Raw genomic sequence first — 16537 nt, forward strand, 5'->3', positions numbered from 1 at the left:
GGGAGGTGACTCATGACGACGCTCCAGACGACACCGCCGGGCCATGACGTGGTGCTCTACGACAGCCACTGCCGCGTGTGCAGCGGCGCCGCGCGGGAGATGCGCAAGCTGGTGGGAGGGCAGGGCACGGAGCTGCTCTCGTTCCGCGACGAGGGCGTGCTGGACGCCTTCCCGGGGGTGAGCTTCGAGCGGTGTGAGAAGGCCATGCAGCTCATCCAGGCGGACGGCCGGGTCCTGGAGGGCGCGGAGGCCATTGTCCGCGCGCTGGGCCGGCGGCCGTTGGGGCGGCTGCTCTACGTGTACTACGTCCCGGGACTGCGGCAGTTGGCGGACGCGGTGTACGGCGTGGTGGCCCGCTACCGCTTCCGCATCGCGGGTCGCAACTGCCCCGACGGGGCCTGCGCGGTGCACTTCAAATAGGGGGAGGGGCGCGGGTAGCATGCGGCCTTCCCCGCATCCTCCTCTGGCCCTTTCGTGACTTCGCCTCCTCCCAACCTTCAGGCCGCCCAGTCCTTTCGCCGCTTCTTCGGGGAGCTGAGAGAGACGTACCTGGAGCGGGAAGCGCTGTTCACGCAGATCGAGCTGGCGCTGCTCTGCCGCGAGCACGTGCTGGTGGTGGGGCCGCCCGGGACGGCGAAGAGCGCGGTCGCCAGCGCCGTCCTGGGGCGCATCACCGACGAGGTGTCCGGGCTGCCGTCGCTGTTCTCCAAGCAGATCGCGGAGACGACGCTGCAGACGGACCTCATCGGTCCGGTGGACTTCAAGGTGCTCACGGAGACGGGGCGCACCGAGTACCTCACCGACGAGGGCATGCTGGGCGCGGTGCACGCGTTCCTGGACGAGGTCTTCGACGGCCGGGACATGCTGCTGCGCTCCATCCTCAACGTGATGTACGAGCGGGAGCTGAAGCACGGCCGCAAGGTGACGGCCGGCCGCACCGAGTGCGTGGTGATGACGAGCAACCGGTACCTCACGGAGGTGCTCGCGCGCTCGCCGGAGCTGCTCCTGGCGTTCGCGGACCGGCTGAGCTTCATCAGCTTCGTGCCCAAGGCGTTCGCCCGGCGGGAGAGCCGGGCCGCCATGCTGCACCGCTTCGTGCACGGGACGCGGCCGGACCTGCGCGCCACGCTGACGCTCCAGCAGTTGGACCTGCTCCAGGACGCGGTGGCCCAGGTGAAGGTGCCCGGCCACGTGCTGGAGGGCGTGGAGATGCTCACGGACGCGCTGGAGCGCGCGCTCGTGGCGCAGGTGTCGAAGCTGCCAGACTACGTGCCCACGAAGTACTTCTCCCAGCGCTCCGTGGTGAAGGCGCTCTGGACGCTGAAGGCGGCGGTGGTGCGCGATCAGATCTACCGCCGTCCGGACCGGCCGCTCGAGGCGACGGTGGAGGACCTGGACGCGCTGCGCTGGTTCTTCCTGCTGGGCGGCCCGCCGGCGGCGGAGGCGGACGCGCTGCTCAAGGCGGCGGTGGACCCGCGCGAGCGGGCGCAGTTGGAGATCGTCCGGCTGGAGCAGCGCACCTTCGACGAGGTGCTGGGCAAGGTGCGGCAGGAGCTGGGCGGCGGCGTGGAGCGCGAGGCGACGACGCTCGCGGCCGCGGACGACGTGAACGCGGCGGAGGGCCTGAGCCGCAACTGGCAGGCGGGCGTGGTGTCCACCACCGCGCGCGGCGTGCTGGGCAAGCTGGTGCCCGGGCCTCGCCACGGCCAGAACCGGGCGCCGCTGCTGGTGGCGGCGCGCGCGCTGGTGGCGGCCCTGGAGCAGCGGTTGTCGCGGGGCATGGCGGCGGGGCAGGGCGAGGGGCGCGGCGGCGTGGCGCTGCTCATCGCCATCCGCGACGTCCTGGAGCTGAGCCGGTCCGTGCCGGAGCTGAAGCCGGGCTACCCCGCGCTGTGCGAGTCGGCGGCGCGGTTCCTGGAGCAGGCGCTGGAGATGAGCGCTTCCGCGGCGGAGGGGCTCGCGTTCGAGGACAGCGTCAAGATGGAGTGGCTGGTCGGGCTCGCGGAGAACCTGGAGGAGGAGCTGGGCGTGATGGGCTCGCTGGCGGCGATGCTCAGCGAGGCCGTGCCCTCCCTCCACGCGCGGCTTCGTGAGGCGGACCAGGACACGCGCCGCCGGGTGGTGGCCGCGCTCCGGCGCCGCGTGTCGGCGGCGTTCCCCGCGCAGGCGCCCCGGGGCCGCAAGGATCCGCTGGACGCGCTGTCCGCGGACTCGCGGCGGCTCACCCAACTGGAGAACGCCCTGACGGCGTTGGACCCGTCCCAGGCGGGGCTGAAGCAGGAGCTGCTCCGGCCGCTGAGCGTGGCGTACGCGCGCGAGGTGCTGGGGGCGACCCCGTTCGAGCGCATCGAGCAGTACGGCCGCGCGGTGCAGGCGGTGGCGGAGAACCTGCGGCGCGAGGGCGTGACGGCGGAGCCGGTGCTCGCCGAGTGCCGCGACCTGATGGAGCACCGCCTGCGCGAGCATGCCCGCGTGCTGTCTCGCGAGGTGGCCAGCCCGCCGCCGGCCCCCAACGCCGTGCTCAACGGCGACGCGTACACCTACTACCGGGGCGAGCTGTCCGCGCAGGCCCCCGACGGCGAGCTGTCCGCGCTCGTGGGCCTGGACGGGCAGTTGATGGCGGCGCGTCCCCCGTCCGCCTCCGCGTTCCTCTCCGACACGGTGCGCGCGGCCGTGGCCGAGGCGGAGCTGTCCTTCCTCCTGTCGCGCATCAAGTACCTGCGCAGTTGGCTGACCCAGCTCCTGTCCGCGCTGCCCGCCCCGGAGGCGCTCAACGGCCGGGCCGACGCGGAGCGCACCTTCGAGCGGCTGGTGCGCAGCCGCTTTCCCCAGCTCGCGCTCAAGGAGGGGGAGCTCGTGCGGCTCAAGTCCTCGCTGGGCATGCTGGAGACGCTCCCGGGCGAGCTTGGGGAGAGCGCGCGCAGGCTGTCCGCCCAGCTTCGCGGCATCGACGAGGACTTCGGACACTTCAGCCGGCAGGTGCTGGAGCGGCGGACCGCGCCGTGAGCGCGGGGGCCCCGGCCGGAAGGCGGCGCTGAGGCGTGCTGGCGCGTCGGCTCACTCCCCTGCGGCAGCGCCTGGATGCGCTCCGCCAGCCCGCGGCGGCCCGGGGGGGCGCGTGGTCCTGGCCCTTCGGCCGCAAGCTGAAGGGGCCGGAGGACCTGGGCCTGCCGGTGCTCGTGGCGCTCGACCGCGAGCTGGATCGCGTGGGCATCCACACCGCCGCGGATGCCCGGCTGCTGCTCGCGCTGGGCACCCAGCGGGGCAGGGCGGGGGCGCTCGCGCAGGGGCTCGCCACGCGCGCGAACCAGGCCCTGGAGGAGTACGAGGAGTGCCTGCGCCTCGTGGAGAAGGCGCACCGCTCCGGAGAGATGCCTTCGGGGGCCCTCACCGCGCTGGACCGCGGCTTCGTGCGGCTGGCCCGCGCGGTGAAGGTGGCGGATCTCTTCAGCCGCCCACTGGAGGCCGGGGGCGGTGAGGACGCGCCATTCGAGATCTTCGAGCGCCCGGCGGGGACGACCCGGGAGCGTCCGCCGGCCAACGCGCGCCTGGCCGTCGCGGAGCTGCTGGCCGCTCGTGCGCGGGACAACGTCATCGACCTGGTGCAGAAGCGGCGCGACCTGGACCTGGCCCACGAGATGCTGCTGCGCCTGGGCACCACGGACGCGGACCGCGCGCGGAGCATGGCGCTGCGCAACGACGTGGCGGAGGCCCGCGAGCGGGTGCGAGAGGTGCCTCCCACGCGCTCCCTGGAGGCGCTGGTGCGCGGCGTGCGGGAGACCGCCCAGAAGGACCCTCGGGGCGCCTACCGTTCGTTGCAGGGCCTCTACGAGCGCGCCATCGAAGCGGGGGACGCGGAGCTGGCCTCGGCGGCGCGGCGCGCGTTGACGCCGCTGCTCCCTGCGGAGTCCCGGCTGACGCGGATGGTGGAGGAGGCGGAGGCGGGCACGCGGCTGCAGTGGCTGGGGGAGGCGGATGCCGAGGCGGACTCCGGGCGTCAGGCGGAAGATTCGCCGGATGAGCAGCTCGCGGACCTGGCGTTCTCCCTGAAGCCGGAGCAACTGGCCACGTTCGACCTGGCGGCGGGGTGCGCGCGCTACTTCGACGTGGAGGACTCGCTATCGGAGGAGATCGTCGAGAAGGACGCCGCCGCCGCGCGGGCCGTCCCCCGGCAGGTGCCCTACCCGACGCAGACCATGTCGTTCGCCACGACGGGCAGCCTGGATGAGGTCCACCACTTCGTCATCACGGATCCCCGGCGCCTGCTCCAGGACCTCGCGGGGCACCGGCAGCTCGTGCGCACGTACCTGGACGACGCGCCGCCCCCCAAGCCGCGCAAGGTGAAGCGCACCGCCGTGCGCGTCTACGTCTGTGACGCCTCCGGCTCCATGCACGGCGCGCGGGCGCGCTTCCGCGACGCGTTGATCATCGCGGAGCTGAACAACCTGCGCGTGAAGGCGCGGCGCGGAGAGACCTTCGATCCGCTCTACTTCAGCTTCTTCAACGACGTGCCCACGGAGCTCGCCCGCGTGGACACCGCCGCGGAGGCGACCCGGCAGATCGAGAAGCTCTTCCGGGACTCGCCCGCGGAGGGGCAGACGGACATCTCCCTGGCCCTGCTGTCCGCCTTCGACTCCATCCGCGCCGCGCAGGGGCGCGACCCGTACCTCGCGCGCGCCACGGTGGTGTTGATCACCGACGGCGAGGACCGCGTGGACCTGGACCTCATCCGCCGCACGCGCGCGCCCATGGGGGCCCTGGACATCGCGCTGAGCTTCATCTCGCTGGGCGAGGAGAACCCGGACCTCAAGTCCCTGGTGCTGGAGCAGCGCGCCGCCGGAGGCCGCGCCTTCTACCACCCGCTCTCCGACGAGGAGATCCGCTGGGCGCGCACGGAGTTCGACACGCCCTGGCGCACGCTCCTGCCCCGCGACGTGCCGGCCTCGCTGGAGGCCCTGGAGGCCCTGGCCCCGCACCTGGACGCGCTGGAGGCGGTGGCCGCGGGCCGCGCGCCCGGGACGGGCGTGGCCGTGGAGGCCTCCTTCGACGCGCTCTTCCCGTCCACGCCCGCGGCGTCCACCGTGCCGGAGACGCCCGGCGCGGAGCTCGTGGCGCGGGTGACGGACATCCTGGAGGCGGTGGGCGAGGCCGCGTCGCTCGCCTCCACGGACCGCCGCGCGACGGAGAGCGTGGTGCTGCTGCAGCACCTGCTGTCCGTCTACGGACTCACGCCCGCGCGCTACCTGGCCGTGCTGTCCGGCGGCGGGCGTCCGGTGGCCGAGGCGCTGGAACGGGTGCGGCTGCTCTGCCGCCCGTTCGGGTAGGCTTCGGGGCACGCGCCATGTTCGGCTTCCTCAAACGCAAGAAGGCACCCGCCGCGCCCGTGGACCCGCTGGCCACGTTCGACCGGCTCATCGAGGACCTGGAGCGGCAGGCGGCCGAGGTGCGCAAGTCCGCCGCCACGCTGCTGGCCCTCAAGGGCGAGCTCTCCCGCGCCGCGGCGCGCTACACGGCCCGCCTGGGCGACATCGCCGGACGGCGCCAGACAGCGCATGACCGGGGGGACGCGAAGGGCGTGGGCGTGCTGGAGCGCGACCGCGTGCAGACCGAACGCCTGCTGGAGTCCACGCGGGAATCGCTGCGGCGCGCGGAGCGGGACTCGGAGCTGCTGCTCGGCGCGGCCGGCGAGCTGGGCGAGCGCGTGGCGGACCTGCGCATCGAGCGGGAGAGCGCGTCCGCGCGCATGGCCGCGGGCGGCGTCGTCACGGAGGCGCTGCGCGAGCAGGTGGAGCGCTTCGACCGGGTGATGGCGCTGGAGGCCGCGCGTGATGAAGTGGAGAAGGCGCACGCCCTGGCGGACATCTACCGCGAGGAGCAGCAGCCCCACGCCGCGCCCGAGCGCGTGAAGTAGGGCAGGGCGCTCTGTCAGGTCCGCCGCGCCGTCTGGTGCAGCTCCAGCACGATGTTGCCGCCCTTGAAGAGCCGCACCGCGCCGGACGTCTGGCTCACCGTGAGCGCGATGCAGTGCGTGGTGGACGTGATGCCCGCGGAGGCAGCGTGGCGAGCGCCCAGCCCCAGCGGAATCTTCACCGTGTCGTCGTTGGAGGACAGGTAGCGTCCGGCGGACAGCACCACGCCGTCCTCGCGGATGACGAACGCGCCGTCCAGCACGGAGAAGTTCTTGATGGCGTCGCGGATCTTCGGGTCGAGCACGTTGCGCTCGGACTCCGACAGGCCCTGGAACGGGTTGATGGTGAGCTGCCGGCTCTTCTCCAGCACGCTCGTGTGGTCGCCAATCGTGATGATGGTCCCGATGGGGTGGCCCTCGAAGCCCTCCTGGCCAATCTGCAGCGCCAGTTGGATGAGCGCGTCCACCACCTGCGAGTTGAACTCCTCGCCCAGCTTCACGCCCTCGATGGCCAGCCGGTCGTCCAGCGACCCGCCGATGCGCATCTGCATCAGCGTGTCCGGCGCGCGGCCCACCTTGCCCGTCATGCAGAGGACCAGGTCGCCCTCCTTGAACGCGCCCTGGGACAGCGCGGACACGAGCGCCACCTTCACCCGCTCCGTGCGCGAGTAGTCGTACGCGGGGATGACCAGCGCGCGGACCTTCTTGCGCAGGAGCTCCTGCGCCAGCGGCTCCAACGTCACCGCGTACACCAGCTTCTTGCGCGCGGGCTTACCCCGGAGGTCCTCCGGCGCGATGGGCGTGTCGCAGATGTAGAGGAAGTGGTCGACCTCGCTCTTGGCGGCCAGGGAGAGCGCCGAGCGTAAGAATTCCCGATCGAACTTCGTGTTGTCGCTCAAGGCGCCCCTCGTGCACCCTTCGTTTTAAAGCAGGTCAGCTTGACACTGGGAACTGCATGAATAAAGCTTTCGGGCCCTTTTTTTCGGGGGCAGGCCCCCTCTACCCGTCCAACTGGAGCCGCAGGCTGTGAACCAGAAAGATCTCAAGCGTTACAAGAAGATGCTCGAGGACAGCAAAGCGAGCCTGCTCGAAAGCGCGAAGAAGACCCTGGTGGAGGAGTCGTCCTTCGACACGGACGACCTGCCTGACGAAATCGATCAGGCCGCCTCCGAGTACACCCAGTCCATGGTCTTCCGCCTGAGGGATCGCGAGAAGTTCCTGCTGCAGAAGATCGACGGTGCGCTCAAGCGCGTGGAGGACGGCACCTTCGGCATCTGCGAGCGTTGCGAGGAGGACATCTCCCCCAAGCGCCTGGATGCGCGTCCGGTGACGACGCTCTGCATCCGCTGCAAGGAAGAGCAGGAGAAGAAGGAGAAGTCCTACGGCTGAGGCCGTGGCTTCACCGGGCCGCACGGGGCTCCCATGCCCGTGCGGTCCGCGTCTCGGAGGCGAAGGGCCGCTGCTTCAGGCCGCCACGGGCTGGATCTCCACCCGCAGCAGTTGCCGGCCGATGAGGAAGTGATCGCCGTTGTCGACGAAGGTCGGCCCCGCCAGGCGGATGAAGGTGCCGTTGGACGAGCCCACGTCGCGCACCATCAGCCGGTCCCCCCGCACCTGCAGGAGCGCATGCCGCCCGGACACGAAGCCGTCCGTGGGGAAGGCGATGTCGCCCTGCTCGCGACCCAGCAGGTTGTCGCCGTCCTTGAGCGGGTAGGCCGCGCCGCGCAGGCCGCCCTCCAGGAGCTGGATGAGCCGCAGCCGGTAGCCGGGATCCGGCGAGCCCCACACCTGCGTGCCGCCGGGCCCCAGCGCCGCGGCGGGGATGGGCTCCAGCACCAGGCGCTGGCGGCCCAGGCGCAGCTCTCCGCCGGCGGGCAGCTCGCGCTCGTTGCGCAGGCGCACGAAGACGCCGTTGGCGCCGCCCACGTCCTCGACGGCGAGCCTGGCGCCGGAGAAGAAGAAGCGCGCCTGCACGGGCATGATGAAGGGGTCGTCCGTGAGCGCGATGTCCGCCTGCTGGCCGCAGGTGAGCGTGTCGCGCTGCATGCGCACGAGCGCCTCGGGGCCGCCGTCCGCGCGCACCACGCGGATGGACACCTGCGGGCGCGACGAGATGTGCGCCACGGCCATCACCATGGTCCCGGAGCGCAGCGCCGAGCCGCAAGCTCGGCAGACAGTGGCATCCCGGGAATTCTCGGTGTCACAGCGGGGGCAATAGTCCACGGCGTCCATGCGAGCGTCCCTTCTAGCAGGCCCGCGCCGCGTTGGGGGGCCCGACAGCGCACGGCTTGCTCCCCACCCGAAGGGCATGGTGAAGTCCCGCCCCCACTGACTGGACGCTGACGTGTACTGCCCTTCCTGCGGCGCCGACGCCGAAGACTCCTCCCGTTACTGCCCCGCCTGCGGCGCGACGCTCCTGCGCTCGGCGGAGGGCGGCGACGAATACGTGGGCAAGACGATTGCCTCCAAGTACCGGGTGGAAGCCCTCATCGGCGAGGGCGGCATGGGCAAGGTGTACCGCGCCCGTCAGCTCGCGCTGGACAAGGTGGTGGTGCTGAAGGTGCTGCGCCACACGCTGCTGTCGGACGAGCGCACCGTCGCGCGCTTTCAGCGCGAGGCCAAGGCCGCCAGCCGCTTGAACCACCCCAACTCCATCAGCGTGCTGGACTTCGGTCAGGCGGACGACGGCGCGCTCTTCATCGCGATGGAGTACGTGGCCGGGCAGGACCTGCATCAGATCCTCAGCCGCGAGTGGCCGCTGGGCGAGGCGCGCGTGGTGCGCATCGCCCTCCAGATCCTGAGCGCGCTGTCGGACGCGCACGGCGCGGGCGTCATCCACCGGGACCTGAAGCCCGAGAACATCATGGTGGAGCAGCGCCGCAACGAGCCGGACTTCGTGAAGGTGCTGGACTTCGGCATCGCGAAGATCACCGACTCGCAGGACGAGGGCCCGGCCCTCACGCGCGCGGGCTTCGTGTGCGGCACCCCCGAGTACATGTCGCCCGAGCAGGCGCGGGGCGCGGTGCTGGATCACCGCTCGGACCTGTACGCGGTGGGCGTCATCCTCTACCAGCTCATGACGGGCCTGCTCCCCTTCGAGTCCGACTCGGCGGTGGGCTTCGCCACCAAGCACCTCACCGAGGAGCCGCCTCCGCCCACGCGCCGCCGTCCGGACGCGCGCATCTCCCCGGGCATGGAGCGGCTCATCCTCCGCGTCCTGTCCAAGGACCCGGATGACCGGCCGGCCAACGCCGCGGCCTTCAAGGCGGAGCTGCTCGCGGTCGACAAGGAGCGCCGTCGCGGAGGGGCCGCCGCCAACGAGACGAGCGGGCGCCGTCCGCAGGCCTCGGGCGTGCTGGCCCCCATCCCGCGCAAGTCCCAGGCCGCGCAGAACTCCGCGCGCAACAACACGGCCTGGAACGACGTGACCGTGGAGGCCACGGTGCAGGGCCTGCCCCACTCGCGCACGCCGGTGTCCGAAGAGGCCACGCTCGCGCGCGAGGGCACCCAGACCTCAGTGGTCGCGCCCGCCTCCGGTGGCGGCGAGGGCATCATCCTCTTCTTCAAGGCGCTCACCACCGTGCTGGTGCTGGGGGCGGTGGGCTTCTTCGTCTACTACTTCGGCATTGGCGCGGGCAGCGGCTCCGAGGGCAACCAGTACGTGGCGCCGCCCAACGCGCCCCGGCTGCTCACCTCCGGTTCGGATCAGCCGGACTACCTGCGGCAGATCCCCAGCAACGCGCGCAACGTGGACAAGGCGCGCAAGCTGACCCAGGACGGCGACCGCGACGTGCTGGCCGGGGAGCTGGTCCGCGCGACCTCCAGCTACAAGGAGGCCTTCAACTTCAACCCGGAAGCGGAGCTGGCCCTCAAGCTGGGCGAGCTGTACTGGCAGCGCGACAACACCGACGAGGCCCGCGGCTGGTGGGTGCGCCACCTGACCGACATGCCCGACTCGCGTGCGCGCGCCTACATCGAGGTCCGGCTCGGCAGCCCGGTGGCGCGGCCCTCGTCGCCCTGAGTGCCGCCGGTAGCACCCGGCCCGCTCCCTTGAGGCGGGCCGACTGCCGTCAGCCCAGCGTCTCCACCTGCATGACGTGCTGGCCCAGGCGGACGCGGTCACCCGGACGCAGGGGGCGCTCCGTCGCGGGCGGGATGCGCACGAAGGTGCCCAGGCCGCCGGAGAGGTCTCGCAGCATCGCGCCGGTCGCCGTGGGGCTCAGCTCGCAGTGCCGGCCGGCGAGCCCCTCGTCGTTCGGGTACGCCAGGTCGCAGTGGGCCTGTCCGATGGTGAGCAGTGCCGCGGCCGTCACCACCGCGCGGCCCGCCCTGCCGCCCATGTGCACCTCCTCCACGCCGTACAGCGCCTGGCCGAGCGGCACGGGCGAGCCATACGGGGTGGGGCGGCCCGCCACGGGCGCGGGGGCCTCCACGCGGCCGGTGAAGCGGAACAGCCGCTGGCCGGCGCTGAAGAGGGCGCGCGGCGCCAGCGGCTCCGTGCCGGCGAAGGTGACGTAGACGCCCGACGCGCTGGACTCGTCGCGCACGTAGAGGGCGCCGTCCTTCACGAGGAAGGTGGCGTGCAGCGGCGACACGAAGACGTCGTCCGGGAAGAGGATGGCGCCGCGCTGGCGGCCCACCACGCAGCCCGTCACCGGCAGCTTGTAGCGCTGGCCGCGCGTCGTCCCGGCGATCACCGCCAGCCCGAAGCGCGAGGCCACCGGCGCGGGGCGGGCCGTGGCGCCCGTGGGCGCGGGAGGCGTGCCGGGCACCGGGGCCGTGGCCCCCGTCCCGCCGCGAGGGGGCAGGGCGTTGTCCGGCACGGGCGGGGGCGGGCGGGTGTTCGCGGGCGGCAGGGCCGGCCCGTACCCCGCGCGCGGAGGCGGAGGCGTCCCCGCGGGCGGCTGCGCGGCCCGGCGGGCCTCCACCATCAGCCCCTGGGCGGCGGTGGGCGGCGGGGTGCGCGCGGAGGGCTTGAGCCCGGGCGGCACGGCGCTGGGGGGCGGAGGCGGCGTGGGCGGCGTGGTGGGCTCGCCCGGGCGCGGGAAGCTGGCGACGGCGGCGGGACGGCCAGGCCCCGCGGCGGGGGGCGGCGTCACCGGCCGGGGCGGGGTCGCGGCCGCCGGACGGGGGGCGGGGGCAGCCTCTTCCAGCGCCTGGCCGCACAGCACGCAGGTGACCGAGCGTGGCGGGTTGAAGCCGTCACAATTCGGGCAGACCACCGGGAGCGCGGACAGCAGAAGCTGAGACATGGGCGGAGGGCCAATCTAGGGGGGCGTGAAACGCCGGGTCAACGAAAGCCTCGGACCATTTCCGAGGCGCCCGGGCCTCCCGGGGCCCGGCGGGGCACGCGATGTTCCAGGGTAACGTTGCCCCTGCTGTTTGAGGCAGTTACGATTGTCACCGCCTCGATGATTCGCCTGAACGACATCCTGCAGCGGGTTGCGTCGTACCACCCGGACCCCGACCTGGACATCATCAAGAAGGCGTACGTCTACTCGGCCAAGGTCCATCAGGGGCAACTCCGCAAGTCGGGAGAGCCCTACCTCATCCACCCGCTGGAGGTGGCGGGCATCCTGGCGGAGCTGAAGCTGGACGAGGCGTCCATCGTCACCGGGCTCCTCCACGACACCATCGAGGACACGCTCGCCACCGCGGAGGAGCTCACGGAGCTCTTCGGTCCGGAGGTCGCGCAGTTGGTGGACGGCGTGACGAAGCTGTCCAAGTTCTCCGCGTCCGCGACGCTCTCCCAGGAGGAGAAGCAGGCGGAGAACTTCCGCAAGATGATCATCGCGATGGCGCAGGACATCCGCGTCATCCTCGTGAAGCTGGCGGACCGCACGCACAACATGCGGACGCTGGATCACATGTCCGAGGAGAAGCAGGCCCGCATCGGACAGGAGACGCTGGACATCTACGCGCCCCTGGCCAACCGCCTGGGCATCTCCTGGATCAAGACGGAGCTGGAGGACCTGTCCTTCCGCTACGTGAAGCCCCAGGAGTTCTTCGCGCTGGAGGAGCAGCTCAACAAGCGCAAGAAGGAGCGCGAGAAGTACATCGAGGACACCTGCGACCTGATGCGCGAGAAGCTCCAGGAGCGCGGCCTCAAGGGCGACGTCAGCGGGCGCTTCAAGCACGTCTACAGCATCTGGAAGAAGATCAAGTCGCAGGGCATCGACTTCGATCAGATCCACGACATCATCGCGTTCCGCATCATCGCGCCGTCGGTGCCCGCCTGTTACGAGGCGCTGGGCATGGTGCACCAGATGTGGAAGCCGGTGCCCGGGCGCTTCAAGGACTTCATCGCCATCCCGAAGCCCAACATGTACCAGTCCCTGCACACCACGGTGATTGGTCCGTTGAGCGAGCGCGTGGAGGTGCAGATCCGCACCGCGGAGATGCACAAGATCGCGGAAGAGGGCATCGCCGCGCACTGGGCCTACAAGGAAGGCCGCGCGCCCATCTCCAAGGACGACGAGAAGTTCGCCTGGCTGCGCCAGTTGATGGAGTGGCAGCAGGACCTCAAGGACCCCAAGGAGTTCCTGGAGACGGTGAAGGTGGACCTCTTCACCGACGAGGTCTTCGTCTTCACGCCCAAGGGCGACGTGCGCAGCCTGCCGCGCGGCGCGACGCCGGTGGACTTCGCGTACGCCATCCATAGCGACGTGGGCGGCCGGTGCGTGGGCGCCAAGGTGAACGGGAAGATCGTCCCCCTGCGCTACAAGCTGAAGAACGGCGACACGGTGGAGGTGCTCACCAGCCCGCAGGCGCACCCGTCCAAGGACTGGCTCACCTTCGTCAAGACGAGCCGCGCGCAGCAGCGCATCCGCGGCTTCATCAAGCAGCAGCAGCGTGACAAGAGCCTGCAACTGGGCCGCGAGCTGGTGGAGCGCGAGTTCAAGCGCTTCCAGCTCAACTTCAACAAGCTGATGCGCTCCGGCGAGGTGAAGAAGGTCGCCGAGGAACTGGGCTTCCGCGTCGAGGACGACATGCTGGTCGCCATCGGCTACGGGAAGGTGACGCCGCAGCAGTTGGTGCAGCGCATCGTGCCGCAGGAGAAGCTGGCGCAGGCGGAGCCGCGTCCGTCGGACGGCGGTGGGTCGGGCGGCGGGTCGGGGGCGAACGCCTCCATGCTGCCGGGCCTGTCGCGCATGACGGACCTGGCCAAGCGGCTGGTGGGGCGCAACAACCGCAGCGGCGTCCAGATTGGCGGCGTGGACGACGTGCTGGTGCGCTTCGGGCGCTGTTGTAACCCCGTTCCCGGGGACCCCATCGCGGGGTTCATCACCCGGGGGCGGGGTGTGACGGTGCACACGGTGGGGTGTGAGAAGGCCCTGGCCACGGACCCCGAGCGGCGCGTGGACGTGTCCTGGGACGTGAAGGGCGACTTCAAGCGGCCCGTCACGCTGCGCGTGCTGACGGCGGACCGGCCGGGCCTGCTGGCGGACATCACCAACACGTTCTCCAAGAAGAGCGTCAACATCTCCCAGGCGAACTGCCGGGCCACCGGTGACGACCGGGCCGTCAACACCTTCGAGGTCACCATCTCCGACCTCAAGCAGTTGACGGACCTGATGCGCTCCATCGAGCGGTTGACGGGCGTCTACTCGGTCGAGCGAATCTAGCCTCAGGCTGTGCTACAGCGCGCGGCGGACCCGCGGCCCCCGTCCCCTTTGGGGGGGCCGCCTCAACGCGAGGTGTGCTGCATGGCGCGCAAGGCAATCCACTCCGACGACGCCCCCAAGGCGATTGGCCCCTACTCCCAGGCCGTGCAGGTGGACGCCGGGAAGATGACGTTCCTGTCCGGCCAGATTCCCCTGGACCCGAAGACGATGGAGCTGGTCCCCGGTGACGTCGTCGCGCAGGCCGAGCAGGTGATGAAGAACCTCCAGGCCGTGCTCGCCGCCAGCGGCCTGGACTTCAGCCACGTCGTGCGCTGCACCATCTTCCTCACCGACCTGGGCGACTTCGCCAAGGTGAACGAGGTGTACGGCCGCGCCTTCGCGGGCGCCCCGCCGGCCCGCGCCACCGTGCAGGTGTCCGCGCTGCCGCGCGGCTCCAAGGTGGAGATCGACGCCATCGCCGTCTCCTGACGCACGCGGCGGTCGCTGGAAACACGAAGGCCGCCGGTTCCCGCTGTGGGAGCCGACGGCCTTGGTGCTTCAGGAGCGGGGGAGGGCTACTTCGCTTCCGCCGCCATCGCCACGCCGGCCTTCTTCAGCTCCTCGTCGATGACCTTCTTGAAGGCATCGAAGGGCTGCGCACCCACCAGCGTGCGGCCGTTGATGAAGAACGTCGGGGTGCCGTTGGCGCCCTTGGCGGAGCCGTCCGCCATGTCGGACTCGATCTGCTTGTCGAACTTGCCCGAGTCCAGGTCCGCCTTGAACTTGTTCATGTCCAGCTTCAGCTCCTGGGCGTACTTCTCCAGGCTCTCGCGGTCCAGCGCGCGCTGGTTGGCGAAGAGCTTGTCGTGCATCTCCCAGAACTTGCCCTGCTCGTTCGCGGCCATGGAGGCCACGGCGGCGAGCTTCGCGTGCTGGTGGAAGGGCAGGGGCTGGTGCTTGAAGGCGAACTTGACCTTGCCCTTGTAGGCCTTCTCCACCTGCTCGATGGTCGGCACGGCGCGGCCGCAGAAGGGGCACTCGAAGTCGGACCAGGCGACGATGGTGATGGGCGCGTTCTTCGGGCCGCGCACCGGCGCGTTGCCCAGATCCACCTTCTGCACGGCCGGCTCGGCGGGCGCCGCGGGGGCGGCCGGAGCGGCGTTCACGTTGTCCTGGTTCAGCTTGGCGTAGAGGTCCTCCGCCTTGGTGCCGGCGGCGAGCGCCTTGTCGGCCTTGGCGATCTCCTGGTCGATGAGGGGCTTGAAGGCCTCGAAGGGCTGCGCGCCGGAGAGGAAGCGGCCGTTGATGAAGAAGGCCGGGGTGCCGTTGGCGCCCACCGCGTTGCCCGCGGAGGAGTCCGCGTCCACCTTGGCGGAGATCTTGCCGGACTCCAGGTCGGCCTTGAACTTGTTCATGTTCAGGCCCAGCTCCTGGGCGTACTTCTCCAGGCTCTCGCGGTCCAGCGCGCGCTGGTTGGCGAAGAGCTTGTCGTGCATCTCCCAGAACTTGCCCTGCTCGTGGGCGGCCATGGAGGCCTGCGCGGCGAGCTTCGCGTGCGAGTGCATGGGCAGCGGCTGGTGGCGGAACACCACGCGCACGTCCTTGCCGTAGGTCTCCTTGATCTTGTTGAGGGTCGGCACGGCGCGGCTGCAGAACGGGCACTCGAAGTCCGACCACTCGACGATGGTCACCTTCGCGGTGGCCGGGCCGAAGGAGGGGGAGTCCGCGGGGATCTCGATCTTCTTCGCGGCGGCGGCGGGCTCCGCCTGCGGCTGGGCGGCGCGGGACGGGGCGCGCTCGACGCCCTTCTCGATGATGCGCGCGTACACCTGCGACGGCGCGACGCCGCTCTTCACCAGGCCCTCGGCCTTGGCGAGCTCCTCGTCGATGAGGGCCTTGAAGTTTTCGATGGGCTGCGCGCCGGACAGGAAGCGGCCGTTGATGAAGAAGGCCGGCGTGCCGCTGGCGCCCATCTGCTGGGCCAGGGCCTGATCCTTGTCGATGGTGGCGCCCAGGCGCGCATCCGCCATGTCCGCCTTCCACTTCGCCACGTCCAGGCCGAGCTGCTTGGCGTAGCCCTCCAGGCTCTCCCCATCCAGCTTCTTGTTGTTGGCGAAGAGCAGGTTGTGCATGTCCCAGTACTTGCCCTGCTCACCGGCCGCGAGCGCCGCGAGGGCCGCGGGCCGGGCGTGCGGGTGGAAGGACAGCGGGTTCTGGCGCATCACCACGCGCAGCTTGCTGCCGTAGTCCTTCTGGAGCTGCTCGACGGTGTTGTGCGCGCGGCTGCAGAACGGGCACTCGTAGTCGGAGAACTCCACGATGGTGACCAGCGCGTTGACGCTGCCCTTCGTGGGGGCGCCGTCGACGGGCACCTTGAAGACGGTGGGGTCCACGGCGCGCGCGGGCTTGTTGGCCGCCTGCGCGACGGAGGGCGTGTTGCCGGGGGTGGCTTTCGAGCCGGTGGCGGCACGGCCGCCAACGAACCCGAGCACCAGGCCGACCAGCAAGGCCACGATGACATTGGGCTTCATGGGTTGGGAATGCTCCTGCGCCATAGGTCCGACTCCGGGCCCCAAGCGGGTGTCTGGGTAGGGAAAGGGCGGGGTACTTAACAGAGGGAATTCCAGACACGCAAGCCGCGATGACCGCCTGCGTCCGCCCGATATCCAGAGGCCTCGAAGGGGCGGACAACGACGCTGGGGACACCAAAATTCCCTCTCAGCGCGCGTGTCGTGACGCTTCGTCCGTTCGGGTTCCGTGCCAGGATGCGCGGCCATGGAAGCCGGTGTGCGCGTGGATACGTCCGGGGCCCTCTGCCCGGTGCCCATCCTGGAGATCGCCAAGGCGATGCGCCGCCTCGCGCCCGGGACGCTGGTGGAGCTCGTCTCCACCGACCGTGGGCTGGAGGCGGACCTGCCCGCGTGGTGTGACGCGACGGGCAACGAGCTCGTCCGCATGGAGCGCCGGGGCGCCCACTACGTGGGCTGGGTGCGCAAGGCGGGGTGAGCGCCCGTGGGGCGAGGGC

13 protein-coding genes are annotated in these 16537 nt (G+C 71.1%); 9 read left to right on the forward strand and 4 right to left on the reverse strand.

Annotation, left to right across the window (positions count from 1 at the left end; all coding sequences use genetic code 11):
* Positions 1-12: 12 nt before the first annotated feature.
* The 4 genes from K8556_RS30370 to K8556_RS30385 are packed head-to-tail and all read left to right on the forward strand — an operon-like array spanning position 13 to position 5911.
* Positions 13-420, forward strand: a complete 408-nt coding sequence (locus tag K8556_RS30370; protein ID WP_206883843.1) for a thiol-disulfide oxidoreductase DCC family protein — start codon at positions 13-15, stop codon at positions 418-420.
* Positions 421-474: 54 nt separating this feature from the next.
* Complete coding sequence (locus K8556_RS30375; RefSeq protein ID WP_223743604.1) at positions 475-3006, forward strand: AAA family ATPase; 2532 nt, start codon at positions 475-477, stop codon at positions 3004-3006.
* Between the two features lie 35 nt (positions 3007-3041).
* Positions 3042-5324, forward strand: coding sequence for a vWA domain-containing protein (locus tag K8556_RS30380; RefSeq protein ID WP_223743605.1), 2283 nt, complete (start codon positions 3042-3044; stop codon positions 5322-5324).
* A 17-nt stretch (positions 5325-5341) separates the two neighbouring features.
* Complete coding sequence (locus tag K8556_RS30385) at positions 5342-5911, forward strand: PspA/IM30 family protein (RefSeq protein ID WP_223743606.1); 570 nt, start codon at positions 5342-5344, stop codon at positions 5909-5911.
* 14 nt (positions 5912-5925) lie between these two features.
* On the opposite strand, the gene K8556_RS30390 is transcribed toward K8556_RS30385, so the two are convergent.
* Complete coding sequence (locus tag K8556_RS30390) at positions 5926-6807, reverse strand: diadenylate cyclase (protein ID WP_223743607.1); 882 nt, start codon at positions 6805-6807, stop codon at positions 5926-5928.
* 127 nt (positions 6808-6934) lie between these two features.
* Between K8556_RS30390 and K8556_RS30395 the strand changes: the two genes are divergently transcribed.
* Positions 6935-7297, forward strand: coding sequence for a TraR/DksA C4-type zinc finger protein (locus tag K8556_RS30395; protein ID WP_014395767.1), 363 nt, complete (start codon positions 6935-6937; stop codon positions 7295-7297).
* Between the two features lie 75 nt (positions 7298-7372).
* Here K8556_RS30395 and K8556_RS30400 read toward each other — a convergent pair whose 3' ends face one another.
* Positions 7373-8140, reverse strand: a complete 768-nt coding sequence (locus tag K8556_RS30400; protein ID WP_223743608.1) for an FHA domain-containing protein — start codon at positions 8138-8140, stop codon at positions 7373-7375.
* A gap of 112 nt (positions 8141-8252) precedes the next feature.
* Between K8556_RS30400 and K8556_RS30405 the strand changes: the two genes are divergently transcribed.
* On the forward strand, positions 8253-9929 hold the full coding sequence (locus K8556_RS30405) for a serine/threonine-protein kinase (RefSeq protein WP_223743609.1): 1677 nt from the start codon (positions 8253-8255) through the stop codon (positions 9927-9929).
* Between the two features lie 49 nt (positions 9930-9978).
* Here K8556_RS30405 and K8556_RS30410 read toward each other — a convergent pair whose 3' ends face one another.
* Positions 9979-11160, reverse strand: coding sequence for an FHA domain-containing protein (locus tag K8556_RS30410; protein ID WP_223743610.1), 1182 nt, complete (start codon positions 11158-11160; stop codon positions 9979-9981).
* A 159-nt stretch (positions 11161-11319) separates the two neighbouring features.
* Here K8556_RS30410 and K8556_RS30415 point away from each other — a divergent pair, with 159 nt between their 5' ends.
* Complete coding sequence (locus K8556_RS30415; protein ID WP_223743611.1) at positions 11320-13533, forward strand: bifunctional (p)ppGpp synthetase/guanosine-3',5'-bis(diphosphate) 3'-pyrophosphohydrolase; 2214 nt, start codon at positions 11320-11322, stop codon at positions 13531-13533.
* Positions 13534-13614: 81 nt separating this feature from the next.
* The gene (locus K8556_RS30420; RefSeq protein WP_255652515.1) at positions 13615-14001 is read left to right on the forward strand and encodes a RidA family protein; all 387 of its coding nucleotides are present in this window, start codon (positions 13615-13617) and stop codon (positions 13999-14001) included.
* 86 nt (positions 14002-14087) lie between these two features.
* On the opposite strand, the gene K8556_RS30425 is transcribed toward K8556_RS30420, so the two are convergent.
* The gene (locus K8556_RS30425) at positions 14088-16043 is read right to left on the reverse strand and encodes a thioredoxin domain-containing protein (protein ID WP_223743613.1); all 1956 of its coding nucleotides are present in this window, start codon (positions 16041-16043) and stop codon (positions 14088-14090) included.
* Positions 16044-16287: 244 nt separating this feature from the next.
* On the opposite strand from K8556_RS30425, the gene K8556_RS30430 reads away from it, so the two are divergent.
* Entirely contained in the window at positions 16288-16518 is a 231-nt protein-coding gene (locus tag K8556_RS30430) for a sulfurtransferase TusA family protein (RefSeq protein ID WP_014395774.1), read from the forward strand.
* Positions 16519-16537: the final 19 nt, after the last annotated feature.

The organism is Corallococcus sp. AS-1-12 (genome assembly GCF_020036995.1).
Classification (GTDB): Bacteria; Myxococcota; Myxococcia; order Myxococcales; family Myxococcaceae; genus Corallococcus.

Coding starts and splice junctions, on each gene's coding strand:
- K8556_RS30370 (WP_206883843.1), top strand. CDS start 13: ATGACGACGCTCCAGACGACACCGCCGGGCCATGACGTGGTGCTCTAC.
- K8556_RS30385 (WP_223743606.1), top strand. CDS start 5,342: ATGTTCGGCTTCCTCAAACGCAAGAAGGCACCCGCCGCGCCCGTGGAC.
- K8556_RS30400 (WP_223743608.1), bottom strand. CDS start 8,140: ATGGACGCCGTGGACTATTGCCCCCGCTGTGACACCGAGAATTCCCGG.
- K8556_RS30410 (WP_223743610.1), bottom strand. CDS start 11,160: ATGTCTCAGCTTCTGCTGTCCGCGCTCCCGGTGGTCTGCCCGAATTGT.
- K8556_RS30415 (WP_223743611.1), top strand. CDS start 11,320: ATGATTCGCCTGAACGACATCCTGCAGCGGGTTGCGTCGTACCACCCG.
- K8556_RS30420 (WP_255652515.1), top strand. CDS start 13,615: ATGGCGCGCAAGGCAATCCACTCCGACGACGCCCCCAAGGCGATTGGC.
- K8556_RS30425 (WP_223743613.1), bottom strand. CDS start 16,043: ATGAAGCCCAATGTCATCGTGGCCTTGCTGGTCGGCCTGGTGCTCGGG.
- K8556_RS30430 (WP_014395774.1), top strand. CDS start 16,288: ATGGAAGCCGGTGTGCGCGTGGATACGTCCGGGGCCCTCTGCCCGGTG.